This is a genomic window from Marichromatium bheemlicum (assembly GCF_012276755.1).
In the GTDB taxonomy this organism is placed as follows: domain Bacteria; phylum Pseudomonadota; class Gammaproteobacteria; order Chromatiales; family Chromatiaceae; genus Marichromatium; species Marichromatium bheemlicum.
Genome location: NZ_JAAXKX010000002.1, coordinates 252,651 through 278,342, shown reverse-complemented (window position 1 = coordinate 278,342; position 25,692 = coordinate 252,651). Strand labels below are relative to the sequence as shown.

Here is a 25,692-nt window from a genome sequence, read left to right as displayed (position 1 = left end):
GCAAGGGTTTCGAGTCGGCAATCGGTCTCTTGAGTTCCGTCTTCAAGCTTCGCGAGCCATAGTACCAGCTCACGGTGCCCCAGGCGTTAACAAGACCAAGCGGCAGCTAGAGTAAAAAGTTTCAAAAGGGCGTTGACAGGCGCTGTGTAGGCGTCTAAGATAAGCAGCTCTTTTGGAGGGGTTCCCGAGCGGTCAAAGGGATCAGACTGTAAATCTGACGGCTCAGCCTTCGGAGGTTCGAATCCTCCCCCCTCCACCAAGTTTCCTACCTGCGGGTAGGCGTCGCGATGCGGTCGCGACACTGCGGTGATCGGCCTTATGTTGAAGGCGAGCGTCGCAGGCTGGTTCGCCAGTCTTGCGGGTGTAGTTCAACGGCTAGAACCTCAGCCTTCCAAGCTGATGATGTGGGTTCGATTCCCATCACCCGCTCCAAAGAAGAAGGCGCCGTTAGCGCAGTAATAAAGAAAGCAAGTTTGCCCATGTAGCTCAGATGGTAGAGCACACCCTTGGTAAGGGTGAGGTCACCGGTTCAATTCCGGTCATGGGCTCCATTTTCTCGGTACGGTTGCGCGCATCCAGGCGCGCCTGGTCGATTTGAAACATGCGGGGAGCCGTTCATGTCCAAAGAAAAATTCGAACGTAGTAAGCCACATGTCAACGTTGGCACCATTGGCCACGTCGACCACGGCAAGACCACGCTGACGGCTGCGATGACCACGCACCAGGCGCGCAAGTACGGTGGTGAGGCACGTGCCTACGACCAGATCGACAACGCACCCGAAGAGCGCGAGCGTGGTATCACCATCGCCACCGCGCACGTCGAGTACGAGTCCGATACGCGTCACTATGCACACGTCGACTGCCCCGGCCACGCCGACTACGTGAAGAACATGATCACTGGTGCGGCGCAGATGGACGGCGCGATCCTGGTGGTGTCGGCCGCTGATGGCCCGATGCCCCAGACCCGTGAGCACATCCTGCTCTCCCGTCAGGTTGGCGTGCCTTACATCATCGTCTACCTGAACAAGGCCGACATGGTCGACGACGCCGAGCTCCTCGAGCTGGTCGAGATGGAAGTGCGCGAGCTGCTCTCGAGCTACGACTTCCCCGGCGACGACACCCCGATCATCACCGGTTCGGCGAAGCTCGCCCTCGAGGGTGATACCTCCGAGATCGGTGGTCCGTCGATCGACAAGCTGATCGAGGCACTCGACAGCTACATCCCCGAGCCGGAGCGTGCCGTCGACGGCGCCTTCCTGATGCCGATCGAGGACGTGTTCTCGATCTCGGGCCGCGGCACCGTGGTGACCGGTCGTGTCGAGCGTGGCGTGATCAAGGTCGGTGAAGAGATCGAGATCGTCGGCATCAAGGACACCACCAAGACCACCTGCACCGGTGTGGAGATGTTCCGCAAGCTGCTCGACCAGGGCGAGGCCGGTGACAACGTCGGCGTGCTGCTGCGCGGCACCAAGCGTGACGACGTCGAGCGTGGTCAGGTGTTGGCCAAGCCCGGCACCATCACCCCGCACACCCACTTCGAGGCCGAGGTGTATGTGCTGAGCAAGGAAGAGGGCGGTCGTCACACCCCCTTCTTCAATGGCTATCGTCCGCAGTTCTACTTCCGCACCACTGACGTGACTGGTGCCTGCGAGCTGCCCGAAGGCATCGAGATGGTCATGCCTGGCGACAACGTGAAAATGACCGTCAAGCTGATCGCGCCGATCGCGATGGAAGAAGGGCTGCGCTTCGCCGTTCGCGAGGGTGGTCGTACCGTCGGCGCCGGCGTGGTCTCCAAGATCATCGAGTAATACTCGATCTCCGATCGCGCACCCAGAGGGTGCGCGATCCGGAAAACCTAGTTTCTAGGCCAGTAGCTCAATTGGCAGAGCAGCGGTCTCCAAAACCGCAGGTTGGGGGTTCGAGTCCCTCCTGGCCTGCCATACAACCCATCGCTTAGGCGACACGCGATTCCATGAATTCACGCGCAGAAGCCCGTGGCGCCAGCTTGGATACCCTCAAGCTGGTCGCTGCTGCTTTTTTGTTGGTCGGCGGTATCGTTGCCTTCTACCTCCTCAAGCCCCTCTCGACCCTGTTGGCGGTTGTCGGCCTGCTGATCATCTGTGGTGTCGCGGCATTCGTGGCCTTCAAGACCGAGCGTGGTCGGACCTTGTGGCAGTTTGCAGCTGACGCCAGGATGGAGGTGCGTAAGGTCGTCTGGCCTTCGCGGCAGGAAACCACTCAGACCACCTTGGTGGTTATCGTCATGGTGCTGATCGTCGGTATCGTGCTCTGGTTGTTCGACATGATGCTGATGTCGATCCTGCGTCTCCTCACTGGACAAGGTGGCTGAAGATGGCGAAGCGATGGTATGTCATCCATGCCTACTCGGGTTTCGAGGGGCAGGTCAAACGTTCACTCGAAGATCGCATCAAGCGTGCGGGTCTCGAAGAGCTGTTCGGCATGATCCTGGTGCCGACCGAAGAGGTCGTCGAGGTGCGCGGCGGTCAGCAGCGCAGGAGTGAGCGTAAGTTCTTCCCGGGTTACGTCTTGGTCAATATGGAGATGACCGACGAAACCTGGCATCTCGTCAAGAGCGTTCCCAAGGTCATGGGCTTCATCGGCGGAACCGGTGATCGTCCGGCACCCATCCCCGAATCCCAGGCTCAGGCCATCCTGCAGCGTCTTGAGGAAGGCGGCGAAAAGCCACGTCCGAAGGTGCTCTACGAGCCGGGAGAAGTCGTGCGCGTGATCGATGGTCCCTTCACCGATTTCAACGGTGTGGTCGAGGACGTCGATTACGAGAAGAGCCGGGTCAAGGTCTCGGTGCTGATCTTCGGGCGTGCCACTCCAGTCGATCTCGAGTTCTCTCAAGTCGAGAAGGGTTGATCGCAGTCCGTTTCGCCCCCGCCTGGGTGCGATACGGTGCATCCCGGTCGTTGCCGCTGTGGTGGCGACCTTCGTACCAACCCCCCGCCCGGGGGTGTGACATGGGGAGCCAAGGTCTCAGTCCCCTGGCGTTTGCACCCATTGGAGAATCATCGTGGCAAAAAAGATCACAGCCTATATCAAGCTGCAGGTCAAGGCAGGTGAGGCCAACCCGAGCCCGCCAGTCGGTCCTGCACTCGGTCAGCACGGCGTCAACATCATGGAGTTCTGCAAGGCGTTCAACGCCAAGACGCAGGACGTCGAGAAGGGTCTGCCGATCCCGGTGGTCATCACCGTCTACTCCGATCGCAGCTTCACCTTCATCACCAAGACGCCGCCGGCCGCCATTCTGCTGAAGAAGGCCGCAGGCATCGGCAAGGGCAGTGCTACGCCCAACACCGCCAAGGTTGGTGTGGTGACCCGTGAGCAGCTCGAGCAGATCGCAACCACCAAGATGCCCGATCTCACCGCCGCTGATATGGACGCCGCCGTGCGTACCATCGCAGGTAGTGCGCGTGCAATGGGTCTCGACGTCGAGGGGGTGAACTGATGGCCAAGCTGACCAAGCGTACGCGCGCAATCCGTGAGCGTGTCGAGCCGGGCAAACTCTATGCACCCGAAGAGGCCTTCGCGCTGCTCAAAGAACTCTCCCAGGTGAAGTTCTCCGAGAGCGTTGACGTCGCCGTCAACCTCGGTGTCGATCCGCGTAAGTCGGATCAGGTCGTGCGTGGCTCCACCGTGCTGCCCAACGGCACCGGTAAGACCGTGCGTGTGGCGGTCTTCACCCAGGGCGCCAACGTCGAGGCAGCCAAAGAAGCCGGTGCCGATAAGGTCGGTTTCGAGGATCTGGCCGAAGAGGTTAAGGCCGGTAATCTGGACTTCGATGTGGTCATCGCCTCCCCGGACGCGATGCGTATCGTCGGCCAGCTCGGTAAGGTGCTCGGTCCCCGCGGCCTGATGCCGAACCCGAAGGTTGGCACCGTCACCGCCGACGTCGCCGAGGCCGTGCGCAATGCCAAGGCCGGTCAGGTGCGCTATCGCACCGACAAGGCTGGCATTATCCACTGCCCCATCGGAAAGGCCGACTTCGAGCCGGCGCAGCTGCGCGAGAACCTCGAGGCCCTGTTGGCCAATCTGGTCAAGGCCAAGCCGGCTAGCGCCAAGGGCGTATACATGCAGCAGGTCACGGTCTCCACCACCATGGGGCCGGGCCTGACCGTCGACCACTCGGCCCTGGTCTGAGTTCGACGTCTCCGGGCCGCGAGGTCCGGAGTGCGGAGGCCCGACCTCCGCGTCAAAACATCTTTGGGGCCCCGGTCGATTGACCGGGGACCGTCAAAGACCGCAGGTGTCGCCGGGCACGCAGTGGACGTGCGTCTCAGCGACTCAATGGGATCCCCGCCTGCGCAGACGGTGCTCCAGAATCAAGTCAGTGACTGATGACGGCGCACGCTCTCTGCTCGTCGTGGAGACGCAGGATGCGTATTCATGTCGTGCGCCCCGGTAAGACCGGGGTTTATACACTCAGGAGGTGACGAAGTGGCGCTGAATTTCGCCCAGAAAGAAGCGATCGTCGCCGAAGTCGCGGAAGTCGCCAAGAGCGCTTACTCGGCCATCGGTGCCGAGTACCGGGGCTTGACCGTCGACGAGCTGACTCAGCTGCGCGTGGAAGCACGCAAGGCCGGCGTCTATGTTCGTGTGGTCAAGAACACCCTGGCACGTCGCGCGCTGGAGGGCACGGACTTCGCGTGCATGCAGGAGGGCCTCACCGGTCCGCTGATCCTTGCATTCTCGCAGGAAGATCCGGGCTCGGCCGCTCGTGTTGCCGAGGCCTTCGCCAAGGACCATGACAAGTTCCAGGTGCGTCTCATCGCCCTGGGCGGCAAGCTGCTCCCCGCCACGGAGCTCGGCAATCTCGCGAAGATGCCGACCTACGATCAGGCGATCAGCATCCTCATGGCCACCATGAAGGCTCCGGTGCAGAAGCTCGCAGCGACCATCAACGAGGTGCCGGGCAAGCTCGTGCGCACCGTTGCCGCGATTCGCGATGCCAAGGAAGCCGCCTGATAGGCGCTTCCAACCCCGTACCAGTTCGATCAACAGTATTCATCCCTAGGAGATCCCCATGGCCGTTTCGAAAGACGAGATTCTCGAAGCGATTGGTAACATGACCGTGCTCGAGGTCGTGGACCTGATCGAAGCGATGGAAGAGAAGTTCGGCGTGACCGCCGCTGCCGCCGTCGCTGCTGCCCCGGCCGCCGCTGGTGGCGAGGCTGCCGCCGCTGAAGAGAAGACCGAGTTCGACGTCGTGCTCGCCTCGTTCGGCGCCAACAAGGTTGCCGTCATCAAGGCTGTCCGTGGCCTCACCGGCCTCGGCCTGAAGGAAGCCAAGGAGGCCGTCGAAGGCGCTCCGGCGACCCTGAAGGAAGGCGTGTCGAAGGACGAGGCCGAAGAGGCCAAGAAGCAGCTCGAAGAGGCTGGCGCAAGCGTCGAAATCAAGTAAGGGCGCATTGCCTCGCCACGTCTTCGGCGGAGCGTTCGGGCTGGCGGCGACGAGCCGCCGGCCTTTTCCCGTTGGGGCCGAACAACCCCGCGGCGTCTCGCATCGAGGCTCCGACGCCGAGGTTGGCGCTAGATCCCAGATCGGCTGCGCGGCTGATCCTCGCCGACCGCAACCTGCACCAGAGTCCATGCCCCGTTAGGGACCATAGTAAGCACCTCGAGGGAAGGCATAATGGCCTATTCGTTCACCGAAAAAAAGCGCATCCGCAAAGACTTCGGCAAGCGTCCCAGCATCCTGGACGTGCCGTTCCTGCTGGCCACGCAGATCAACTCTTATCGCGAGTTCCTGCAGGTCGATACCCCTGAGCGGGGGCGGCGGGACGTCGGATTGCATGCCGCCTTCAAGTCCGTTTTCCCGATCGAGAGCTATTCCGGCAATGCCGTCCTCGAATATGTGAAGTATCGGCTCGGCGAGCCGGTCTTCGACGAGCGCGAGTGTCACCTGCGCGGCGCCACCTTCGCCGCACCGCTGCGCGTGCTGCTGCGCCTGGTGATCTACGACAAGGATGCCCCCGCCGGCACCAAGGTCGTCAAGGACGTCCGTGAGCAAGAGGTCTACATGGGCGAGCTGCCGCTCATGACCGAGACCGGCACCTTCATCATCAACGGCACCGAGCGCGTCATCGTCTCGCAGTTGCACCGCTCGCCCGGTGTCTTCTTCGACCACGACAAGGGCAAGACCCACTCCTCGGGTAAGCTGCTGTTCTCCGCGCGCGTCATCCCCTATCGTGGTTCCTGGCTCGACTTCGAGTTCGATCCCAAGGACAACGTCTTCGTGCGTATCGACCGTCGCCGCAAGCTGCCGGCGACCGTGTTGCTACGTGCACTCGGTTATACCGTCGAGGAGATCCTCGAGCGGTTCTTCGAGACCGACACCTTCCATCTCGCCAAGCGTCAGATCTCCTTCGACCTGGTCCCCGAGCGGTTGCGCGGCGAGACCGTCGGCTTCGACGTCAAGATCGGCGACGAGGTGCTGGTCGAGTCCGGTCGTCGCGTCACCGCGCGCCACATTCGTGAGCTGCAGAAGGCCGGCGTCGAGCAGCTCGAGGTCCCGATTGAGTTTCTGCTCGGACGCATCCTCGCGCGTGATCAGATCGATACCGATACCGGTGAGGTGCTGGCCGAGGCCAACAGCATCGTCACCCCCGAGGTGTTGCAGACCCTGTTCGAGAAGGGCATCGAGCGCATCGATACCCTGTTCGTCAACGACCTCGACCAGGGCCCTTATATCTCCGAGACCCTGCGCATCGACAACACCACCAGCGATCTCGACGCCCAGATCGAGATCTACCGGATGATGCGCCCGGGTGAGCCGCCGACCAAGGAGGCCGCCCAGAACCTGTTCCACAACCTCTTCTTCACCCCGGATCGCTACGACCTCTCCGCAGTCGGTCGGATGAAGTTCAACCGTCGTCTCGGTCGCGAAGACGAGGAAGGTCCGGGTGTGGTCTACGACGGTCACTACTTCCGTGACCGGGCCGATAGCTTCTCCCAGGAACTCGTCGCCAAGTACGGCGACAGCTCCGACATCATCGATGCGCTTAAAGTGCTCGTCGAGCTGCGCAACGGTCGCGGTGCGGTCGACGACATCGACCATCTCGGCAATCGCCGCATTCGCTGTGTTGGTGAGATGGCCGAGAACCAGTTCCGCGTCGGCCTGGTGCGTGTCGAGCGTGCGGTCAAGGAGCGTCTCTCGCTGGCCGAGTCCGAGGGGCTGATGCCGCAGGAGCTGATCAACGCTAAGCCGGTCTCGGCGGCGATCAAGGAGTTCTTCGGCTCCAGCCAGCTCTCGCAGTTCATGGACCAGAACAACCCGCTCTCCGAGGTCACCCACAAGCGCCGTGTCTCGGCCCTCGGCCCGGGCGGTCTGGCCCGTGAGCGCGCCGGCTTCGAGGTGCGTGACGTGCACCCGACCCACTATGGTCGCGTCTGCCCGATCGAGACCCCGGAAGGCCCGAACATCGGCCTGATCAACTCGCTAGCGGTTTACGCTCGCACCAACGCCTACGGCTTCCTCGAGACCCCCTACCGGCGGGTCGAGAACGGTCGCGTCACCGACGAGATCCACTATCTCTCGGCGATCGAGGAGGGCAACTATGTCATCGCTCAGGCCAACGCCGCGCTCGATGAGCATGGCCAGCTGAGCGACGCCCTGGTCTCCTGCCGTCACGCCAACGAGTTCACCATGAAGGCACCCGAAGAGGTGAACTACATGGACGTCTCGCCGCGTCAGGTGGTGTCGGTGGCCGCCTCGCTGATCCCCTTCCTCGAGCACGACGACGCCAACCGCGCCCTGATGGGCTCGAACATGCAGCGCCAGGCGGTGCCGACGTTGCGTGCCGAGAAGCCGTTGGTCGGCACCGGCATCGAGCGCGTGGTGGCCAAGGACTCCGGCGTCTGCGTGGTGGCGCGTCGCGGTGGTGTGATCGAGTCGGTCGACGCTGCGCGTATCGTGGTTCGGGTCAACGACGACGAGGCCCTGCCCGGCGTGCCTGGTGTCGATATCTACAACCTCACCAAGTACACCCGTTCCAACCAGAATACCTGCATCAATCAGCGCCCACTGGTACGCCCCAACGATGTGGTGGCGCGTGGTGACGTGCTCGCCGACGGGCCCTCGACCGATATGGGTGAACTCGCCCTCGGCCAGAACCTGCGCGTGGCCTTCATGCCCTGGAACGGCTACAACTTCGAGGACTCCATCCTCATCTCCGAGCGGGTGGTGCAGGAGGATCGTTTCACCAGCATCCACATCGAGGAGCTCTCCTGTCTGGCGCGCGACACCAAGCTCGGCCCGGAGGAGATCTCCAGCGATATCCCCAACGTCGGCGAGGCGGCGCTCTCCAAACTCGACGAGTCGGGCATCGTCTACGTCGGTGCCGAGGTGCGCGACGGTGACATCCTGGTCGGCAAGGTCACGCCCAAGGGCGAGACCCAGCTCACCCCCGAGGAGAAGCTGCTGCGCGCGATCTTCGGTGAAAAGGCCTCGGACGTGAAGGACACCTCGCTGCGCTTGCCCACTGGTATGAACGGCACCGTGGTCGACGTCCAGGTGTTCACCCGCGACGGCGTGGAGAAGGACAAACGTGCCCAGCAGATCGAGGAAATGGAACTCGATCGTGTGCGCAAGGACTTCGCCGACCAGCAGCGGATCATGGAGAACGACACCTTCCACCGTGTCGAGCGCATGCTCGTCGGCAAGGTTGCCGACGGTGGTCCTGGTGGTTTGCGCCCCGGCGCCGAGGTCACCAGCGAGTACCTGAGCGACCTGGTGGCACGCGGTTCGCGCGATCTCTGGTTCGAGATCCGTATGCAGGACGAGGACATCGCCACCCAGCTCGAGGCGGTTGCTGCGCAGGTCAAGCAGCAGCGCGAGGAGTTCCGCGAGCGCTACGAGACCAAGAAGCGCAAGATCGCCAGCGGCGACGACCTCGCCCCGGGCGTGCTCAAGATGGTCAAGGTCTACGTGGCGGTGAAGCGGCGCATCCAGCCCGGTGACAAGATGGCCGGTCGTCACGGTAACAAGGGTGTCATCTCCAAGGTGGTGCCGATCGAGGACATGCCGTTCTCGGCTGACGGTGAGCCGGTCGACATCGTCCTCAACCCGCTCGGCGTGCCCTCGCGCATGAACGTCGGTCAGGTGCTCGAGACCCATCTCGGCTGGGCCGCCAACGGTCTCGGCGTGAAGATCGGCAAGATGCTCCAGGCCCAGGCCAAGGTCGCCGAGCTGCGCGAGCTGCTCGACAAGATCTACAACAGCAGCGGCAAGCGTGAGTCGCTCGACGATCTCGGTGACGACGAGGTCCTGGAGCTTGCCCAGAACCTCACCAAGGGCGTGCCGCTGGCCACCCCGGTGTTCGACGGCGCTACCGAGCAAGAGATCAAGGCCATGTTGCGTCTGGCCGATCGTGACAACACCGCGCAGGGCGTGCCTAGTGGTCAGACCATCCTGTTCGACGGCCGCACCGGTGAGCAGTTCGAGCGTCCGGTCACCGTCGGCTACATGTACATGATCAAGCTCAACCACTTGGTTGATGACAAGATGCACGCCCGCTCCACTGGCCCCTACAGCCTGGTCACCCAGCAGCCGCTCGGCGGTAAGGCGCAGTTCGGTGGTCAGCGCTTCGGTGAGATGGAGGTCTGGGCATTGGAGGCCTATGGTGCCGCCTACACCCTGCAGGAGATGCTCACGGTGAAGTCGGACGACGTCAACGGTCGGACCAAGATGTACAAGAACATCGTCGACGGTGACCATCGCATGGAGGCGGGTATGCCCGAGTCGTTCAACGTGCTGGTCAAGGAGATCCGCTCGCTCGCGATCAACGTCGAGTTGCAGCAGGACTAACCGAGCCATCAAGCCGCGGGACGCATTCCCCCTCGCGGGAGGGGGAGTGCGTCCTTTCAATGATCTGGCGACCGTGCGGTTCGTGCCTCACCGCACCCTACGCACCACGCACGTGACGCATGTGGGGCTAGCGCTTAGCCGGTTATCGCAGGCAGGAGATTAAGGTCTTGAAAGATCTACTGAAAATCATCAAGCAACAGGGCCAGGCACTCGAATTCGACGCGATCAAGATCGGACTTGCCTCCCCCGAGATGATCCGTTCCTGGTCCTTCGGCGAGGTCAAGAAGCCCGAGACCATCAACTATCGCACCTTCAAGCCGGAGCGCGACGGGCTGTTCTGCGCCAAGATCTTCGGCCCGATCACCGACTACGAGTGCATCTGCGGCAAGTACAAGCGCCTCAAGCACCGTGGTGTGGTGTGCGAGAAGTGTGGCGTCGAGGTGACCCTGGCCAAGGTGCGCCGTGAGCGCATGGGGCATATCGATCTCGCCAGCCCGGTGGCGCACATCTGGTTCCTCAAGTCGTTGCCCTCGCGCATCGGCTTGCTGCTCGACATGACGCTGCGCGATATCGAGCGCATCCTCTACTTCGAGTCCTTCGTGGTCATCGACCCGGGTCTGGTGCAGGAACTCGAGCGTGGCCAGCTGCTCAACGACGAGCAGTACCTAGAGGCGCTCGAGGCCTATGGCGACGAGTTCGACGCGCGCATGGGTGCCGAGGCGGTCTACGAGCTGCTGCGCACCATCGACATGAACGCCGAAGTGCGGCGGATGCGCGAGGAGATCGAGAGCACCAACTCCGAGACCAAGATCAAGAAGCTCTCCAAGCGTCTCAAGCTGCTCGAGTCGTTGCTCGAGTCGGGCAACCGTGCCGAGTGGATGATCCTCACTGTGCTGCCGGTGCTGCCGCCGGAGCTGCGTCCGCTGGTGCCGCTCGACGGTGGCCGCTTCGCGACCTCGGACCTCAACGATCTCTACCGTCGCGTCATCAACCGCAACAATCGACTCAAGCGTCTGCTCGATCTGGTCGCACCCGACATCATCGTGCGCAACGAGAAGCGCATGCTCCAGGAGTCGGTCGACGCGCTGCTCGACAACGGCCGTCGTGGTCGGGCCATCACCGGCACCAACAAGCGTCCGCTGAAGTCGCTCGCCGACATGATCAAGGGCAAGCAGGGTCGCTTCCGCCAGAACCTGCTCGGTAAGCGTGTCGACTACTCCGGGCGTTCGGTCATCGTCGTCGGTCCCTACCTCAAGCTGCACCAGTGCGGCCTGCCCAAGCGCATGGCCCTGGAGCTGTTCAAGCCGTTCATCTTCAGCAAGCTGCAGTTGCGTGGTCAGGCGGCCACCATCAAGGCCGCCAAGAAGATGGTCGAGCGTGGTACCCCCGAGGTCTGGGACATCCTCGAGGAGGTCATCCGCGAGCACCCGGTGATGCTCAACCGCGCGCCGACCCTGCACCGTCTCGGCATCCAGGCCTTCGAGCCGGTGTTGATCGAGGGCAAGGCGATCCAGCTCCACCCGCTGGTCTGTACCGCCTTCAACGCCGACTTCGACGGCGACCAGATGGCCGTGCACGTGCCGCTCTCGCTCGAGGCTCAACTCGAGGCGCGGGCGCTGATGATGGCCTCGAACAACATCCTCTCGCCGGCCAACGGTGAGCCGATCATCGTGCCCTCGCAGGACGTGGTGCTCGGGCTCTACTACATGACCCGTGAGCGCATCGGCGCCAAGGGTGAGGGGAGCCTGTTCTCTGGGATCGACGAGGCGCGCCGTGCCTACGAGACCGGCCACGCCGACCTGCAGGCGCGCTGCCGGGTGCGTATCCACGAGGTGATCCAGGACCAGGACGGCAATCGCCGTGAGCAGACCTCGATCAAGGAGACCACCTTGGGGCGCGCCCTGGTGTTCGCCATCGTGCCCAAGGGCATGCCCTTCGACCTGGTCGATCGCGCCCTGGGTAAGAAGCAGATCTCGCGCCTGATCAACGTCTGCTATCGCCGTCTTGGTCTCAAGGACACCGTGGTCTTCGCCGACCAGATCATGTACCTGGGCTTCCGCATGGCGACCCGTGCCGGGGCCTCGATCGGCCTCGAGGACATGGAGGTGCCGGAGGAGAAGACCGAGATCCTGGCCAGCGCCGAGAAGGAGGTCAAGGAGATCCAGGATCAGTACTCCTCAGGTCTGGTCACCAACGGCGAGCGTTATAACAAGGTCGTCGACATCTGGTCGCACACCAACGACCGGGTCGCCAAGTCGATGATGAGCAAGCTCGGTGGCTCGGTGGCTGAGACCCGCCCGGCTTACGAGGCGCTGCGTTTCCTCGGCGAGTATCGCCAGGCCGTCTACGAGCTGGTCGCCGATGACGCCGAGCAGTATCTGGCCGCGCGTCGGCTGTTCGACCGGCTGCAGGGCACCGCGCTCGAGATCTGTGACCGCCTCAAGCGCGGCGCGCTCGACACCGCAGCCTTCGCCGCCGAGATCGATGCCCTGGTCGCCGGCGCACGCGCCGAGATCGATGTCTTCGGTGACCTCGATCAGGTCGACTCGGTGGAGATACGTACCCGGGTCAAGAGCGCCCTGGCCGCGCTCGATCAGCGTCTGGCCGAGCAGCGTCGTCAGGACTCGTTCAACTCGATCTTCATGATGGCCGACTCCGGCGCACGTGGTTCGGCGGCGCAGATCCGTCAGCTCGCCGGTATGCGTGGCCTGATGGCCAAGCCAGACGGTTCGATCATCGAGACGCCGATCACCGCGAACTTCCGCGAGGGTCTGAACGTCATCCAGTACTTCATCTCGACCCACGGTGCGCGTAAGGGTCTGGCCGATACCGCGCTGAAGACCGCCAACTCGGGTTACCTGACCCGCCGTCTGGTCGACGTCGCCCAGGATATGGTGGTGCTTGAGCAGGATTGCGGCACCGACCAGGGCCTACTGATGGCACCGATCATCGAGGGTGGTGACGTGGTCGAGCCGCTACGCGAGCGCATCCTCGGTCGCGTCGCCGCCATCGACGTCTATCGTCCCGGTACCGACGAGCTGGTCTGCCCCGCGGGCACCCTGCTCGACGAGCGCTGGGTCGAGCGCTTCGAGGAGAAGGGCATCGACCAGGTGCGGGTGCGCTCGCCGATTACCTGTGAGTCGCGTCTCGGCGTCTGTGCCCAGTGCTACGGTCGTGACCTCGCGCGTGGCCATCGGGTCAACATCGGCGAGGCCGTTGGTGTCATCGCCGCGCAGTCGATCGGTGAGCCGGGTACCCAGCTCACCATGCGCACCTTCCACATCGGTGGTGCGGCCTCGCGTGCCGCGGCAGTCAGCAGTATCGACATCAAGAACAGTGGTTCGGTGCGGCTGCACAACATCAAGACCGTCGAACACCACTCGGGTAACCTGGTGGCCGTGTCGCGATCCGGTGAGCTGACCGTGGTCGACGAGCGCGGCATGGAGAAGGAGCGCTACAAGGTGCCCTACGGCGCCACCCTGCGGGTGGCCGATGGTCAGCAGGTCAGCCCCGGCGACGTGGTCGCGACCTGGGATCCGCACACCCATCCGGTGGTCACCGAGGTGGCCGGTAAGCTCGCCTTCGTGGACTTCATCGAGGGTGTCACGGTGCAGGCCCAGACCGATGATGTGACCGGTCTGACCTCGCGCGTGGTCATCGACCCCAAGCAGCGTCCTGCCGCCGGCAAGGATCTGCGCCCGATGGTCAAGCTGCTCGACGAGCAGGGCAACGAGCTCAACATCGCGGGCACCGATCTGCCGGCGCGTTACTTCCTGCCCTCGGGCGCGATCGTCAGCGTCGACGACGGTGCCCTGGTCGGGGTCGGTGACGTCCTTGCCCGTATCCCGCAGGAGTCGAGTAAGACGCGTGACATCACCGGTGGTCTGCCGCGCGTGGCCGACCTGTTCGAGGCGCGCAAGCCGAAGGAGCCGGCCCTGCTCGCCGAGGCCAGCGGGACCATCAGCTTCGGTAAGGACACCAAGGGCAAGCAGCGCTTGGTGATCACCACCGACGATGGCGAGACGGTCGAGGAGCTGATCCCGAAGTGGCGTAACGTCAACGTGTTCGAGGGTGAGCGTGTCGAGCGGGGTGAAGTGATCGCCGATGGCGAGCTGGCACTGCACGATATCCTGCGCCTGAAGGGCGTGACTGCGCTGGCCGAGTACCTGGTCAAGGAGATCCAGGATGTCTACCGGTTGCAGGGCGTGAAGATCAACGACAAGCACATCGAGGTGATTGTTCGCCAGATGCTGCGCAAGGTCGAGATCACCGCCTCGGGCGACACCCGTCTGTTGCGTGGCGAGCAGGTGGAGTACACCACTGCGCTCGACGAGAACAAGCGGATGATGGCCGAGGGCAAGCAGCCGGCGCTCTACGAGCCGCTGTTGTTGGGGATCACCAAGGCCTCGCTCGCCACCGAGTCGTTCATCTCGGCGGCCTCCTTCCAGGAGACCACCCGAGTGCTGACCGAGGCGGCGGTGCGGGGCTCCGTGGACCACCTTGCCGGCCTCAAGGAGAACGTCATCGTTGGTCGTCTGATCCCCGCCGGTACCGGCCTGTCGTCGCACATCGAGCGGCGGCGCAAGCGTCAGCTCGAGCTGCAGGCCGCGGGTGGCAAGGTCGAGATGGATGCCGAGGAGTTGGAAGAGGCACTGAAGAAGGCACTCAACACCTCTGCGGCGGACTGACCGCAGCATGCCGAAAGGCATTTCATTCCAAGAAAGATCGGGCAGTTAGGGAGGTTGACACGTCTTTGGTCACTCCCTATACTGCTCTGTCTCAGCTAGCCGGCCGAAGGGTTGGCTGGCCTTATTTTTTCTTGGTCCGGTTCCTTGGTCTGGGCAAACCCGCCCGGTCCCCGAGTCAATCGATCGAATCCGTGCGGACGTACTGGCTGCGATGCGGCCTGCTGCCGTGCAGGCGTCGTTTGACTCCCTGAATTTGGCGCCTGGGCGCCCCTGGAGACTGATTGCATGGCAACGATCAACCAACTCGTGCGGAAGCCCCGCAAGCGGAACGTGGCGAAGAGCAATGTGCCGGCCCTCGAGGCTTGTCCGCAGCGTCGTGGTGTCTGCACCCGTGTGTACACCACCACCCCGAAAAAGCCGAACTCCGCACTGCGTAAGGTCGCTCGTGTGCGTCTGACCAACGGCTACGAGGTGGCTTCCTACATCGGTGGTGAAGGGCACAACCTGCAGGAGCACTCGGTGGTGCTGATCCGCGGTGGTCGTGTCAAGGACTTGCCGGGTGTTCGCTACCACACCGTGCGCGGTACGCTGGATACCTCGGGTGTCGAGAAGCGGCGTCAGGCACGTTCCAAGTACGGCGCCAAGCGCCCGAAGAGCTGAGTCAGTATCCCAGATTAGGTCGGAGTAGATCATGCCGAGAAGACGCGTTGCCGCCCGTCGCCAGATCCTGCCGGATCCCAAGCACGGAAGCGAGCTGTTGACCAAGTTCATCAACATGATGATGGAAGACGGAAAGAAGTCCGTCGCCGAGCGCATCATTTATAACGCGCTCGATCAAGTCGCCGAGAAGAAAGGCGCCGAGCCCGTCGAGCTGCTCGAGCTGGCGATGGAGAACGTGCGCCCCGCAGTCGAGGTCAAGTCCCGCCGTGTCGGTGGTGCGACCTACCAGGTTCCGGTTGAGGTGCGTCCCGCGCGTCGCAACTCGCTGGCGATGCGCTGGCTGATCGATGCTGCGCGTAAGCGCTCCGAGAAGTCCATGGCGCAGCGTTTGGCCGGTGAGCTGATGGACGCGGCAGAGTCGCGTGGCTCCGCGGTCAAGAAGAAAGAAGATACGCACCGCATGGCCGAGGCCAACAAGGCCTTCTCGCACTACCGCTGGTAGTTTCGCAACGCATTTTTTGATCAATCAGGGCGGATTCAGTCGTGGCACGTAGCACCCCAATCGAGCGGTATCGCAACCTTGGCATCATGGCGCATATCGATGCCGGGAAGACCACCACCACAGAGCGCATCCTGTTCTACACCGGGGTCTCTCACAAGATTGGTGAAACGCATGATGGCTCGGCCACCATGGACTGGATGGAGCAGGAGCAGGAGCGTGGTATCACCATCACCTCCGCAGCGACCACCTGCTTCTGGAAAGGCATGGATCGCGACCGCCCTGAGCACCGCATCAACATCATCGACACCCCCGGGCACGTCGACTTCACCATCGAAGTCGAGCGTTCGCTGCGTGTGCTCGATGGTGCTTGCGCCGTGTTCTGTGCCGTCGGTGGCGTCGAGCCCCAGTCCGAGACGGTGTGGCGTCAGGCCGACAAGTACGGCGTGCCGCGTATCGCCTTCGTCAACAAGATGGACCGCATGGGCGCCAACTTCCTGCGCGTCGTCGGTCAGGTCGAGGATCGTCTCGGCGCCAACCCGGTGCCGATCCAGATTCCGATCGGCGCCGAGGAAGACTTCAAGGGTGTCGTCGACCTGGTGCGCATGCAGGCGATCTACTGGGACGAAGACAGCCGCGGCATGGAGTACGAGGCGCGCGACATCCCCGAGGATCTGGTCGAGCTTTGCAACGAGTGGCGTGAGAAGATGGTCGAGGCCGCGGCCGAGGCCAACGAAGCGCTGATGGACAAGTACCTCGAGGGCGAGACGCTCAGCGAGGACGAGATCAAGGCCGCGCTGCGTGAGCGTACCCTGAAGAGCGAGATCGTGCCGATGATGTGCGGCTCGGCCTTCAAGAACAAGGGTGTGCAGGCAATGCTCGACGCCGTGCTCGACTACATGCCCTCGCCGGTCGACGTGCCCGCCATCCGCGGCATCCTCGACGACAAGGACGAGACCGAGGCGACCCGTGAGTCTAACGACGATGCGCCCTTTGCCGCGCTGGCGTTCAAGATCGCGACCGACCCCTTCGTTGGCACCCTGACCTTCTTCCGCGTGTACTCGGGTGTGATCAGCTCGGGCGATACCGTCTTCAACCCGGTCAAGGGTAAGAAGGAGCGTGTCGGCCGCATCCTGCAGATGCACGCCAACGAGCGTAAGGAGATCAAAGAGGTCCGCGCTGGCGACATCGCTGCGGCAGTCGGTCTGAAGGACGTCACCACCGGTGATACCCTGTGCGACCTCAATCAGGTCATCACCCTCGAGCGCATGGAGTTCCCCGATCCGGTGATCTCGGTGGCGGTCGAGCCTAAGACCAAGAGCGACCAGGAGAAGATGGGCATCGCGCTGCAGAAGCTGGCGCAGGAAGACCCCTCGTTCCGCGTCCACACCGACGAGGAGTCGGGTCAGACCATCATCTCCGGTATGGGTGAGCTGCACCTCGAGATCATCGTCGACCGTCTGCGTCGCGAGTTCAAGGTCGAGGCCAACGTCGGCGCACCTCAGGTCAGCTATCGCGAGACCATCCGCGCGACCGTCGAGCAGGAGACCAAGTTCGCCCGTCAGTCCGGTGGTCGTGGTCAGTACGGTCACGTGCACATCCGCATCGAGCCGCAGGAGGCCGGTGCCGGTTACGAGTTCGTCAACGCCATCGTTGGTGGCGTGGTGCCGAAGGAGTACATCCCTTCGGTCGACAAAGGTATCCAGGAGGCCATGAAGAACGGCATCATTGCCGGCTTCCCCATGGTCGACGTCAAGGTCACCCTCTACGACGGTTCCTACCATGAGGTCGACTCGAGTGAGATGGCGTTCAAGATCGCCGGCTCGATGGCGATCAAGGAAGGTGCTGCCAAGGCCAAGCCGGTGCTGCTCGAGCCGGTCATGAAGGTCGAGGTGGTGACCCCCGAGGAGAACATGGGCGACGTCATGGGCGACCTGAACAGCCGTCGCGGCATGATTCAGGGAATGGAAGACGCGCCTTCCGGCAAGATCATCCGTGCCGAGGTTCCGCTGTCCGAGATGTTCGGCTATGCGACCGACCTGCGCTCGGCGACCCAGGGTCGCGCGACCTACAGCATGGAGTTCTGCAAGTACAACGAGGTGCCCGCCAGCATTGCCGAAGCGGTCTCCAAGAAATAGTAACGATTGTTAAGGGTAGAGCGGGATGTCCAAAGAGAAATTCGAACGTAGCAAGCCGCACGTCAACGTTGGCACCATTGGCCACGTCGACCACGGCAAGACCACGCTGACGGCTGCGATGACCACGCACCAGGCGCGCAAGTACGGTGGTGAGGCACGTGCCTACGACCAGATCGACAACGCACCCGAAGAGCGCGAGCGTGGTATCACCATCGCCACCGCGCACGTCGAGTACGAGTCCGATACGCGTCACTATGCACACGTCGACTGCCCCGGCCACGCCGACTACGTGAAGAACATGATCACTGGTGCGGCGCAGATGGACGGCGCGATCCTGGTGGTGTCGGCCGCTGATGGCCCGATGCCCCAGACCCGTGAGCACATCCTGCTCTCCCGTCAGGTTGGCGTGCCTTACATCATCGTCTACCTGAACAAGGCCGACATGGTCGACGACGCCGAGCTCCTCGAGCTGGTCGAGATGGAAGTGCGCGAGCTGCTCTCGAGCTACGACTTCCCCGGCGACGACACCCCGATCATCACCGGTTCGGCGAAGCTCGCCCTCGAGGGTGATACCTCCGAGATCGGTGGTCCGTCGATCGACAAGCTGATCGAGGCACTCGACAGCTACATCCCCGAGCCGGAGCGTGCCGTCGACGGCGCCTTCCTGATGCCGATCGAGGACGTGTTCTCGATCTCGGGCCGCGGCACCGTGGTGACCGGTCGTGTCGAGCGTGGCGTGATCAAGGTCGGTGAAGAGATCGAGATCGTCGGCATCAAGGACACCACCAAGACCACCTGCACCGGTGTGGAGATGTTCCGCAAGCTGCTCGACCAGGGCGAGGCCGGTGACAACGTCGGCGTGCTGCTGCGCGGCACCAAGCGTGACGACGTCGAGCGTGGTCAGGTGTTGGCCAAGCCCGGCACCATCACCCCGCACACCCACTTCGAGGCCGAGGTGTATGTGCTGAGCAAGGAAGAGGGCGGTCGTCACACCCCCTTCTTCAACGGCTATCGTCCGCAGTTCTACTTCCGCACCACTGACGTGACTGGTGCCTGCGAGCTGCCCGAAGGCATCGAGATGGTCATGCCTGGCGACAACGTGAAAATGACCGTCAAGCTGATCGCGCCGATCGCGATGGAAGAAGGGCTGCGCTTCGCCGTTCGCGAGGGTGGTCGTACCGTCGGCGCCGGCGTGGTCTCCAAGATCATCGAGTAAGGATATGAGCAGCCAAAGAATTCGTATTCGACTGAAGGCGTTCGATCATCGTCTGATCGATCAGTCCGCACGCGAGATCGTCGATACCGCCAAGCGCACCGGCGCCCAGGTTCGTGGTCCGGTTCCGCTGCCTTCCAAGAAGGAGCGCTTCACGGTGCTGGTCTCCCCGCACGTCAACAAGGACGCGCGTGATCAGTACGAGCTGCGCACCCACAAGCGCCTGATGGACATCGTCGATCCGACCGACAAGACGGTCGATGCGCTGATGAAATTGGATCTGGCCGCGGGCGTCGACGTCCAGATCAAGCTGAGCTGAGGACGAAACGATGACGATCGGAGTTATCGGGCGTAAGGCTGGCATGACCCGGCTGTTCAACGAGGACGGGGAGAGCATCCCGGTCACCGTGATCGAGGTCCAGCCTAACCGTGTGAGTCAAGTCAAGTCCGCCGAGACCGATGGCTACCGCGCCATCCAGGTCGCCTTCGGATCGCGTCGCGCCTCGCGCGTGACCAAGCCGATGGCGGGCCACTTCGCAAAGGCCGGAATCGAGGCCGGCGAGGTGCTGCGTGAGTTCCGTCTCGAAGACGAAGAGGGTACCGACCTCGAGGTCGGTCAGGAGATCTCGGTCTCCATCTTCGAGGCTGGCCAAAAGGTCGACGTGCGTGGCGTGACCAAGGGTCGCGGCTTCGCCGGCACCATCCGCCGCCACCACTTCCGTGGTCAGGATGCGACCCACGGCAACTCGCTGTCGCACCGTGCGCCGGGTTCCATCGGGCAGAACCAGAGCCCGGGCCGCGTGTTCAAGGGCAAGAAGATGGCCGGCCAGCTTGGTGCCGCCAACCGCTGCCAGCAGGGTGTCGAGGTCGTGCGTGTCGACGCCGAGCGTAACCTACTGCTGGTCCGTGGCGGCGTGCCCGGCCCGGCTGGTGGCCGCGTGGTCGTGCTGCCGTCCGTGAAGCAGAAGAACAAGGGTTAAGTCCATGGAACTCGCCATTCGAAACGACAACGGCGGTGCCAGCGTGCAGGTCTCGGACACCGTTTTCGGGGCCGACTTCAAGCCCGGTCTGATTCACCAGGTGGTCACCGCCTACATGGCCGGCGCCCGCGCCGGCACCAAGGCCCAGAAGAATCGCTCCGCCGTCTCCGGCGGTGGGGCCAAGCCGTGGCGCCAGAAAGGCACTGGTCGTGCTCGCGCTGGTACCAGCCGTAGCCCGCTGTGGCGCTCCGGCGGCGTGACCTTTGCTGCGCAGCCGCGTGATTACAGCCAGAAGGTCAACCGCAAGATGTATCGCGGTGCCGTGCGCTCGATCCTCTCCGAGCTGGTGCGCAGCGAGCGTCTGGTGGTGGTCTCCGAGCTTGCGCTCGCCGCCCCCAAGACCAAGGAGCTGCTCGCGCTGCTCGCTGGCCAAGAACTCAACGACGTGCTGATCCTCACCGACGGCATCGATCCGAACCTGTTCCTGGCCGCGCGCAACCTCAAGGGCGTCGACGTGATGTCGGCTCAAGAGGTCGATCCGGTGAGCATGATCGCCTTCGAGAACGTGCTCGCGACCGAGGCGGCAATCAAGAAACTCGAGGAGCGCCTGGCATGAACAATGAGCGTCTGATGAAGGTGCTGCTCGCGCCGATCGTCTCCGAGAAGTCGACCCGTGCCGCCGAGTCTGGCCAGGTCGTGTTCCGGGTCGCAACCGACGCGACCAAGCGTGAGGTGAGCCAGGCCGTCGAGCTGCTGTTCGAGGTCAAGGTCGACAGCGTGCAGATCCTCAACGTCAAGGGTAAGGCCAAGCGCTTCGGTCAGCGCCTGGGCAAGCGTCAGGACTGGCGCAAGGCCTATGTGCGCCTGGAGGCTGGTCAGGATATCGATTTCGGCGGCGGCGCGTGAGCGCAGCGGCGGACAGCAACGGATAGACCAAGATGGCAATCGTAAAGACCAAACCGACGTCCGCCGGGCGCCGCTTTGTCGTGAAGGTGCAGTCCCCCGAACTGCACAAGGGCGCCCCCTACGCGCCCCTGATCGAGAAAAAGACAAAGAACGGCGGACGTAACAACTTCGGACGCATTACTGTGCGCCACCAAGGTGGTGGTCACAAGCAGCGTTACCGTGTTGTTGATTTCAAGCGTAACAAGGCTGGTGTGCCGGCAGTGGTCGAGCGGCTCGAGTACGACCCGAACCGCACGGCTCACCTGGCACTGCTGAAGTATGCCGATGGCGAGCGCGCCTACATCATCGCCCCCAAGGGCTTGACTGCAGGCGATCGCGTGCAGGCTGGTGAAGACGCTCCGATCAGCGTCGGCAACTGCATGCCGCTGCGCAACATCCCGGTCGGCACCCTGGTGCACTGCATCGAGATGCGTCCGGGCAAGGGCGCCCAGCTCGCCCGTTCGGCCGGTGCATCGGCCCAACTCGTCGCGCGTGATGGCGCGATGGCCACCCTGCGCCTGCGCTCCGGTGAGATGCGCAAGGTGCACGCCGACTGCCGCGCCGTGATCGGCGAGGTCGGTAACTCCGAGAACAGCCTGCGGAAGCTCGGTAAGGCCGGCGCGACCCGCTGGCGTGGCGTGCGTCCCACGGTGCGTGGTGTCGTCATGAACCCGGTCGATCACCCGCACGGCGGTGGTGAGGGCCGGACCTCTGGTGGTCGTCATCCGGTCACCCCCTGGGGTGTGCCGACCAAGGGCCATAAGACGCGTAAGAACAAGCGGACCGATGGCATGATTGTGCGTCGTCGCGGCCGCAAGTAAATAAGGCGAGGTTGAGCAAGTGCCACGTTCGATTCGAAAAGGACCCTTTGTGGACCACCACCTGATCAAGAAGGTGGAAGAGGCGGTCGCCCAGAACAGTAAACGGCCTATCAAGACCTGGTCGCGTCGCTCCATGGTGTTGCCGGAAATGGTTGGGCTGACCATCGCAGTCCATAACGGGCGTCAGCACGTGCCGGTGCTCGTCAACGAAAACATGATCGGCCACAAGCTCGGCGAGTTCGCGCTGACGCGCACCTTCCGCGGGCACGCTGCCGATCGCAAGGCGAAGAAGCGCTAGTCGGAGACCCGCAATGCGAGCCGAAGCAACATTGAAATACGCACGGGTCTCTGCCCAAAAGGCCCGTCTGGTCGCCGATCTGATTCGCGGCCAGCATGTCGAGGAGGCCCTGAATACCCTGACCTTCAGCAACAAGAAGGGCGCCGAGATCCTCAAGAAGGTCCTGGAGTCCGCGATCGCCAACGCCGAGCACAACGAAGGCGCTGACATCGACGAGCTGAAGGTCGCTGCGATCCAGGTCAACGAGGGTCCGACCATGAAGCGGATTCGTGCACGTGCCAAGGGCCGTGCCAACCGCATCATGAAGCGTACCAGTCACATCAGTTTGACGGTGTCGGAAGCGTAAGGAATTTCAGGGGACCAGTATGGGACAGAAAGTTAATCCGAACGGCATCCGACTTGGCATCGTCAAGGACTGGACGTCCAAGTGGTATGCAAGTTCGAAAGACTATGCCGATCTGCTCAACACCGACCTGCAGGTGCGCGGCTTTTTGCGCAAGAAGCTTGCAAAGGCCTCGGTGAGTCGCATCCAGATCGATCGTCCGGCGAAGAACGCCCACATCACCATCCACACCGCGCGTCCTGGCGTGGTGATCGGCAAGAAGGGTGAGGACATCGACAAGCTGCGTGTGCAGGTCTCGAAGATGATGGGGATCCCGGTGCACATCAGCATCGAGGAGATCCGCAAGCCTGAACTCGACGCTCAGCTCGTCGCTGAGGGTATTGCCCAGCAGCTCGAGCGCCGCATCATGTTCCGTCGTGCGATGAAGCGCGCGCTGCAGAACACCATGCGTCTGGGTGCCGAGGGCATCAAGATCAACGTCGCCGGTCGTCTGAACGGTGCCGAGATCGCCCGCAGCGAGTGGGCCCGTGAGGGTCGCGTGCCGCTGCACACCCTGCGTGCCGATATCGATTACGGCTTTGCCGAGGCGCAGACCACCTATGGTGTGATCGGCGTTAAGGTCTGGATCTTCAAGGGCGAGGTGTTCGGCGACCAGGTCCCCGAGGAACCGGCATCCAAGGCGGCCGGAAGAAAGGGTTAAGTCATGCTGCAACCGAAACGCACCAAGTTCCGAAAGCAACACAAGGGCCGCAACCGCGGTCTTGCCCAGAGCGGCAACGAGGTCAGCTTCGGCGAGTTCGGCCTCAAGGCCGTCGGCCGTGGTCGGTTGACCGCACGCCAGATCGAGGCAGCGCGTCGTACCATCACCCGTCGCGTCAAGCGTGGCGGTAAGCTGTGGATTCGCGTCTTCCCTGACAAGCCGATCTCCAAGAAGCCTCTCGAGGTTCGAATGGGTAAAGGTAAGGGTAACGTCGAGTACTGGGTCGCTCCGATCCAGCCCGGTCGGATGCTCTACGAGATCGAGGGCGTCAGCGAGGAGCTGGCACGAGAGGCCTTCAAGCTCGCCGCCGCCAAGCTGCCCGTGCAGACCACCTTTGAGAAGCGGACGATCCTGTGATGAAGGCTAACGAACTCCGACAGAGCAGCCTCGACGAGCTGCAGACGCGGCTGATGGACCTGTTGCGCGAGCAGTTCAACCTGCGGATGCAGCAGGGCACCGGTCAGCTGTCCAAACCCTCGCAGATGAAGGCCGTGCGCCGGGATATCGCCCGGATCAAGACGGTCATGGCGGAAATGGCGGGCAAGCAAGCATGAGCGACGAGAACAACAGCAACCGCATCCAGGAAGGACGCGTCATCAGCAGCGCGATGGACAAGACCGTGACCGTGCTCATCGAGCGTCGCGTTAAGCATCCGCTCTATGGCAAGTTCATGCGTCGTTCGACCAAGATTCATGCCCACGATGAAGAGAACATCTGTAACCAGGGTGATCTCGTCCGTGTCGAGCAGTGCCGGCCGCTCTCCAAGACCAAGACGTGGCGTCTGCTCGAGGTCATCGAAAAGGCGCGCTGAGGCGACGCGCTTCGACAATGTCCCGGACGTTCGCTCGTTTCGTCGCTCGTCCGTCTCGCGATTCGCTCAGCAGCCGGTTTAGCCCCGGAATCAGCAATAGGCGTAGGTAAACAAACATGATTCAGATGCAGACCAATCTCAGCGTCGCTGACAACAGCGGCGCCCGGAGCGTGCAATGCATCAAAGTGCTTGGCGGATCGCATCGGCGCTACGCGGGCATCGGCGATGTCATCAAGGTCACGGTCAAGGACGCGATCCCACGCGGCAAGGTCAAGAAGGGCGACGTGTTCAACGCCGTCGTTGTCCGCACCCGTAAGGGCGTGCGTCGTCCCGACGGTTCCCTGATCCGCTTCGACGGCAATGCCGCCGTGCTACTGAACAACCAGCTCCAGCCCATCGGCACCCGCATCTTCGGCCCCGTCACGCGCGAACTGCGTGGCGAGCGCTTCATGAAGATCATCTCGCTGGCGCCCGAAGTGCTGTAAGGAGACGACGGCATGCAAAAGATCAAGAAGGGTGATGACGTTACCGTCATTACCGGCAAAGACAAGGGTAAACGTGGTACTGTGCTGCGCGTCGTTGACGCCGAGCACGTCATCGTTGAGAACGTGAACATCGCGCGCAAGCATCAGAAGCCGAACCCCCAGGCCGGCGAGCCTGGCGGTATCGTCGACAAGCCGATGCCGATGCACGTCTCGAACGTGGCGCTCTACAACCCGCAGACAGGCGGGCCGGACCGCGTCGGTTTCAAGATCCTGGAAGACGGTCGCAAGGTTCGCGTGTTCAAGTCGAACGGCGAAGTCGTCGACGTCTGACCGAAGGAAGCGAGATGTCCACCAGACTACAGACAGAATACGAACAGCGCATCGTCGGTCAGCTCAAGGAGCGTTTCAGCTTCAAGAGCGTGATGCAGGTGCCGCGCATCGAGAAGATCACGCTGAACATGGGTGTGGGCGAGGCCGTGGCCGACAAGAAGGTCATGGACAACGCCGTTGCCGATATGCGTGCCATCGCTGGTCAGCAGCCGATCGTCACCTACGCCCGCAAGTCGGTCGCAGGCTTCAAGATCCGTGAAGGCTGGCCGATCGGCTGCAAGGTGACCCTGCGTCGCGAGCGCATGTACGAGTTCCTCGATCGCCTGATCAATGTTGCCATCCCGCGTATCCGCGACTTCCGCGGTCTCAGCCCCAAGGCCTTCGACGGGCGCGGCAACTACTCGATGGGTGTGCGTGAGCAGATCATGTTCCCCGAGATCGATTACGACAAGATCGACGCGCTGCGCGGGCTCGACATCACCATCACCACGTCGGCTCGGACGGACGAAGAAGGACGGGCTCTGCTCGAGGCGTTCAACTTCCCCTTCCGTACCTGAGGTAGAGACCATGGCGAAAAAGAGCATGATCGCGCGCGATCGCAAGCGCACCCAGATCGCCGCCAAGTTCAGCGCCAAGCGTGCCGAGCTCAAGGCTGTGATCAACGACCGTAACGCCACCCCTGAGCAGGTCGACGAGGCCGTGCTGAAGCTGCAGAAGCTCCCGCGCGATGCCAGTCCCTCGCGTCAGCAGCGTCGCTGCCGCATCAGTGGTCGTCCGCATGCCGTCTACCGCAAGTTCGGTCTGGCGCGCAATAAGCTGCGTGAGGCCGTGATGCGTGGCGATGTCCCTGGCGTTGTCAAGGCAAGCTGGTAGAATTCCCGCCTCGGGC

Annotated in this window: 28 protein-coding genes and 4 tRNA genes; all 32 read left to right on the top strand. The window is 62.9% G+C overall.

Annotated features, from left to right (window positions below; translation table 11 throughout):
• The first annotated feature begins 174 nt into the window (after positions 1-174).
• The 32 genes from HF203_RS02905 (at position 175) to rpsN (ending at position 25,676) form a co-directional block, all read left to right on the top strand.
• Positions 175-259: transfer RNA gene (locus tag HF203_RS02905), tRNA-Tyr, on the top strand.
• 98 nt (positions 260-357) lie between these two features.
• Positions 358-432: transfer RNA gene (locus tag HF203_RS02900), tRNA-Gly, on the top strand.
• A gap of 43 nt (positions 433-475) precedes the next feature.
• Positions 476-551: transfer RNA gene (locus tag HF203_RS02895), tRNA-Thr, on the top strand.
• Positions 552-617: 66 nt separating this feature from the next.
• Positions 618-1,808, top strand: coding sequence for an elongation factor Tu (tuf, locus tag HF203_RS02890; RefSeq protein ID WP_168666376.1), 1,191 nt, complete (start codon positions 618-620; stop codon positions 1,806-1,808).
• A 56-nt stretch (positions 1,809-1,864) separates the two neighbouring features.
• A tRNA-Trp gene (locus HF203_RS02885) sits at positions 1,865-1,940 on the top strand.
• 32 nt (positions 1,941-1,972) lie between these two features.
• Positions 1,973-2,350 (top strand): preprotein translocase subunit SecE, encoded by a 378-nt coding sequence (secE, locus tag HF203_RS02880; RefSeq protein ID WP_168666395.1) that lies wholly within the window; start codon positions 1,973-1,975, stop codon positions 2,348-2,350.
• A gap of 2 nt (positions 2,351-2,352) precedes the next feature.
• On the top strand, positions 2,353-2,886 hold the full coding sequence (nusG, locus tag HF203_RS02875) for a transcription termination/antitermination protein NusG (protein WP_168666393.1): 534 nt from the start codon (positions 2,353-2,355) through the stop codon (positions 2,884-2,886).
• A gap of 154 nt (positions 2,887-3,040) precedes the next feature.
• Positions 3,041-3,475: a 50S ribosomal protein L11 gene (rplK, locus tag HF203_RS02870; RefSeq protein ID WP_168666391.1), complete on the top strand. Its 435-nt coding sequence runs from the start codon at positions 3,041-3,043 to the stop codon at positions 3,473-3,475.
• A complete protein-coding gene (rplA, locus tag HF203_RS02865; RefSeq protein ID WP_168666389.1) occupies positions 3,475-4,167 on the top strand; it encodes a 50S ribosomal protein L1 in 693 nt (230 codons plus the stop codon). Before rplK ends, rplA begins: the two co-directional genes overlap by 1 nt.
• 297 nt (positions 4,168-4,464) lie before the next feature.
• Positions 4,465-4,992: a 50S ribosomal protein L10 gene (gene rplJ / locus HF203_RS02860; RefSeq protein WP_168666387.1), complete on the top strand. Its 528-nt coding sequence runs from the start codon at positions 4,465-4,467 to the stop codon at positions 4,990-4,992.
• 58 nt (positions 4,993-5,050) lie between these two features.
• The gene (rplL, locus tag HF203_RS02855) at positions 5,051-5,428 is read left to right on the top strand and encodes a 50S ribosomal protein L7/L12 (protein WP_168666385.1); all 378 of its coding nucleotides are present in this window, start codon (positions 5,051-5,053) and stop codon (positions 5,426-5,428) included.
• Positions 5,429-5,659: 231 nt separating this feature from the next.
• Positions 5,660-9,832: a DNA-directed RNA polymerase subunit beta gene (rpoB, locus tag HF203_RS02850; RefSeq protein WP_168666383.1), complete on the top strand. Its 4,173-nt coding sequence runs from the start codon at positions 5,660-5,662 to the stop codon at positions 9,830-9,832.
• A 167-nt stretch (positions 9,833-9,999) separates the two neighbouring features.
• Positions 10,000-14,520, top strand: a complete 4,521-nt coding sequence (gene rpoC, locus HF203_RS02845; protein ID WP_168666382.1) for a DNA-directed RNA polymerase subunit beta' — start codon at positions 10,000-10,002, stop codon at positions 14,518-14,520.
• A 285-nt stretch (positions 14,521-14,805) separates the two neighbouring features.
• A complete protein-coding gene (rpsL, locus tag HF203_RS02840; RefSeq protein ID WP_168666380.1) occupies positions 14,806-15,180 on the top strand; it encodes a 30S ribosomal protein S12 in 375 nt (124 codons plus the stop codon).
• A gap of 31 nt (positions 15,181-15,211) precedes the next feature.
• A complete protein-coding gene (rpsG, locus tag HF203_RS02835) occupies positions 15,212-15,682 on the top strand; it encodes a 30S ribosomal protein S7 (protein WP_168666378.1) in 471 nt (156 codons plus the stop codon).
• Between the two features lie 41 nt (positions 15,683-15,723).
• A complete protein-coding gene (gene fusA, locus HF203_RS02830; RefSeq protein ID WP_168666377.1) occupies positions 15,724-17,817 on the top strand; it encodes an elongation factor G in 2,094 nt (697 codons plus the stop codon).
• A gap of 25 nt (positions 17,818-17,842) precedes the next feature.
• Positions 17,843-19,033: an elongation factor Tu gene (gene tuf / locus HF203_RS02825; RefSeq protein ID WP_168666376.1), complete on the top strand. Its 1,191-nt coding sequence runs from the start codon at positions 17,843-17,845 to the stop codon at positions 19,031-19,033.
• A gap of 4 nt (positions 19,034-19,037) precedes the next feature.
• Positions 19,038-19,349, top strand: coding sequence for a 30S ribosomal protein S10 (gene rpsJ, locus HF203_RS02820; protein WP_005224322.1), 312 nt, complete (start codon positions 19,038-19,040; stop codon positions 19,347-19,349).
• A 10-nt stretch (positions 19,350-19,359) separates the two neighbouring features.
• Positions 19,360-20,010 carry a 50S ribosomal protein L3 gene (gene rplC / locus HF203_RS02815; protein WP_168666375.1) on the top strand — a complete coding sequence of 217 codons (651 nt, stop codon included), beginning with the start codon at positions 19,360-19,362 and terminating at the stop codon, positions 20,008-20,010.
• A gap of 4 nt (positions 20,011-20,014) precedes the next feature.
• Positions 20,015-20,626, top strand: coding sequence for a 50S ribosomal protein L4 (gene rplD / locus HF203_RS02810; protein ID WP_168666374.1), 612 nt, complete (start codon positions 20,015-20,017; stop codon positions 20,624-20,626).
• On the top strand, positions 20,623-20,916 hold the full coding sequence (gene rplW / locus HF203_RS02805) for a 50S ribosomal protein L23 (RefSeq protein WP_168666373.1): 294 nt from the start codon (positions 20,623-20,625) through the stop codon (positions 20,914-20,916). The genes rplD and rplW overlap by 4 nt, the downstream gene beginning before the upstream one ends.
• A 32-nt stretch (positions 20,917-20,948) precedes the next feature.
• Entirely contained in the window at positions 20,949-21,776 is an 828-nt protein-coding gene (gene rplB, locus HF203_RS02800) for a 50S ribosomal protein L2 (RefSeq protein WP_168666372.1), read from the top strand.
• A 19-nt stretch (positions 21,777-21,795) separates the two neighbouring features.
• A complete protein-coding gene (rpsS, locus tag HF203_RS02795; protein ID WP_025275092.1) occupies positions 21,796-22,074 on the top strand; it encodes a 30S ribosomal protein S19 in 279 nt (92 codons plus the stop codon).
• A gap of 13 nt (positions 22,075-22,087) precedes the next feature.
• Positions 22,088-22,420 carry a 50S ribosomal protein L22 gene (gene rplV / locus HF203_RS02790; RefSeq protein ID WP_168666371.1) on the top strand — a complete coding sequence of 111 codons (333 nt, stop codon included), beginning with the start codon at positions 22,088-22,090 and terminating at the stop codon, positions 22,418-22,420.
• A 19-nt stretch (positions 22,421-22,439) separates the two neighbouring features.
• A complete protein-coding gene (rpsC, locus tag HF203_RS02785; RefSeq protein ID WP_168666368.1) occupies positions 22,440-23,117 on the top strand; it encodes a 30S ribosomal protein S3 in 678 nt (225 codons plus the stop codon).
• Between the two features lie 3 nt (positions 23,118-23,120).
• Complete coding sequence (gene rplP / locus HF203_RS02780) at positions 23,121-23,534, top strand: 50S ribosomal protein L16 (RefSeq protein ID WP_168666366.1); 414 nt, start codon at positions 23,121-23,123, stop codon at positions 23,532-23,534.
• A complete protein-coding gene (rpmC, locus tag HF203_RS02775) occupies positions 23,534-23,731 on the top strand; it encodes a 50S ribosomal protein L29 (RefSeq protein ID WP_168666364.1) in 198 nt (65 codons plus the stop codon). The genes rplP and rpmC overlap by 1 nt, the downstream gene beginning before the upstream one ends.
• On the top strand, positions 23,728-23,988 hold the full coding sequence (gene rpsQ, locus HF203_RS02770) for a 30S ribosomal protein S17 (protein ID WP_062274094.1): 261 nt from the start codon (positions 23,728-23,730) through the stop codon (positions 23,986-23,988). The genes rpmC and rpsQ overlap by 4 nt, the downstream gene beginning before the upstream one ends.
• Before the next feature lie 116 nt (positions 23,989-24,104).
• A complete protein-coding gene (gene rplN, locus HF203_RS02765) occupies positions 24,105-24,473 on the top strand; it encodes a 50S ribosomal protein L14 (protein WP_005224333.1) in 369 nt (122 codons plus the stop codon).
• A 12-nt stretch (positions 24,474-24,485) separates the two neighbouring features.
• Positions 24,486-24,803 (top strand): 50S ribosomal protein L24, encoded by a 318-nt coding sequence (gene rplX, locus HF203_RS02760; protein ID WP_168666362.1) that lies wholly within the window; start codon positions 24,486-24,488, stop codon positions 24,801-24,803.
• Between the two features lie 14 nt (positions 24,804-24,817).
• Positions 24,818-25,360, top strand: coding sequence for a 50S ribosomal protein L5 (gene rplE / locus HF203_RS02755; protein ID WP_168666360.1), 543 nt, complete (start codon positions 24,818-24,820; stop codon positions 25,358-25,360).
• Positions 25,361-25,370: 10 nt separating this feature from the next.
• Positions 25,371-25,676 carry a 30S ribosomal protein S14 gene (gene rpsN, locus HF203_RS02750; RefSeq protein ID WP_168666358.1) on the top strand — a complete coding sequence of 102 codons (306 nt, stop codon included), beginning with the start codon at positions 25,371-25,373 and terminating at the stop codon, positions 25,674-25,676.
• Positions 25,677-25,692 lie beyond the last annotated feature (16 nt).

Coding starts and splice junctions, on each gene's coding strand:
- tuf (WP_168666376.1), top strand. CDS start 618: ATGTCCAAAGAAAAATTCGAACGTAGTAAGCCACATGTCAACGTTGGC.
- secE (WP_168666395.1), top strand. CDS start 1,973: ATGAATTCACGCGCAGAAGCCCGTGGCGCCAGCTTGGATACCCTCAAG.
- nusG (WP_168666393.1), top strand. CDS start 2,353: ATGGCGAAGCGATGGTATGTCATCCATGCCTACTCGGGTTTCGAGGGG.
- rplA (WP_168666389.1), top strand. CDS start 3,475: ATGGCCAAGCTGACCAAGCGTACGCGCGCAATCCGTGAGCGTGTCGAG.
- rplL (WP_168666385.1), top strand. CDS start 5,051: ATGGCCGTTTCGAAAGACGAGATTCTCGAAGCGATTGGTAACATGACC.
- rpoB (WP_168666383.1), top strand. CDS start 5,660: ATGGCCTATTCGTTCACCGAAAAAAAGCGCATCCGCAAAGACTTCGGC.
- rpsL (WP_168666380.1), top strand. CDS start 14,806: ATGGCAACGATCAACCAACTCGTGCGGAAGCCCCGCAAGCGGAACGTG.
- rpsG (WP_168666378.1), top strand. CDS start 15,212: ATGCCGAGAAGACGCGTTGCCGCCCGTCGCCAGATCCTGCCGGATCCC.
- tuf (WP_168666376.1), top strand. CDS start 17,843: ATGTCCAAAGAGAAATTCGAACGTAGCAAGCCGCACGTCAACGTTGGC.
- rpsJ (WP_005224322.1), top strand. CDS start 19,038: ATGAGCAGCCAAAGAATTCGTATTCGACTGAAGGCGTTCGATCATCGT.
- rplC (WP_168666375.1), top strand. CDS start 19,360: ATGACGATCGGAGTTATCGGGCGTAAGGCTGGCATGACCCGGCTGTTC.
- rplD (WP_168666374.1), top strand. CDS start 20,015: ATGGAACTCGCCATTCGAAACGACAACGGCGGTGCCAGCGTGCAGGTC.
- rplW (WP_168666373.1), top strand. CDS start 20,623: ATGAACAATGAGCGTCTGATGAAGGTGCTGCTCGCGCCGATCGTCTCC.
- rplB (WP_168666372.1), top strand. CDS start 20,949: ATGGCAATCGTAAAGACCAAACCGACGTCCGCCGGGCGCCGCTTTGTC.
- rplV (WP_168666371.1), top strand. CDS start 22,088: ATGCGAGCCGAAGCAACATTGAAATACGCACGGGTCTCTGCCCAAAAG.
- rpsC (WP_168666368.1), top strand. CDS start 22,440: ATGGGACAGAAAGTTAATCCGAACGGCATCCGACTTGGCATCGTCAAG.
- rplP (WP_168666366.1), top strand. CDS start 23,121: ATGCTGCAACCGAAACGCACCAAGTTCCGAAAGCAACACAAGGGCCGC.
- rpmC (WP_168666364.1), top strand. CDS start 23,534: ATGAAGGCTAACGAACTCCGACAGAGCAGCCTCGACGAGCTGCAGACG.
- rpsQ (WP_062274094.1), top strand. CDS start 23,728: ATGAGCGACGAGAACAACAGCAACCGCATCCAGGAAGGACGCGTCATC.
- rplN (WP_005224333.1), top strand. CDS start 24,105: ATGATTCAGATGCAGACCAATCTCAGCGTCGCTGACAACAGCGGCGCC.
- rplX (WP_168666362.1), top strand. CDS start 24,486: ATGCAAAAGATCAAGAAGGGTGATGACGTTACCGTCATTACCGGCAAA.
- rplE (WP_168666360.1), top strand. CDS start 24,818: ATGTCCACCAGACTACAGACAGAATACGAACAGCGCATCGTCGGTCAG.
- rpsN (WP_168666358.1), top strand. CDS start 25,371: ATGGCGAAAAAGAGCATGATCGCGCGCGATCGCAAGCGCACCCAGATC.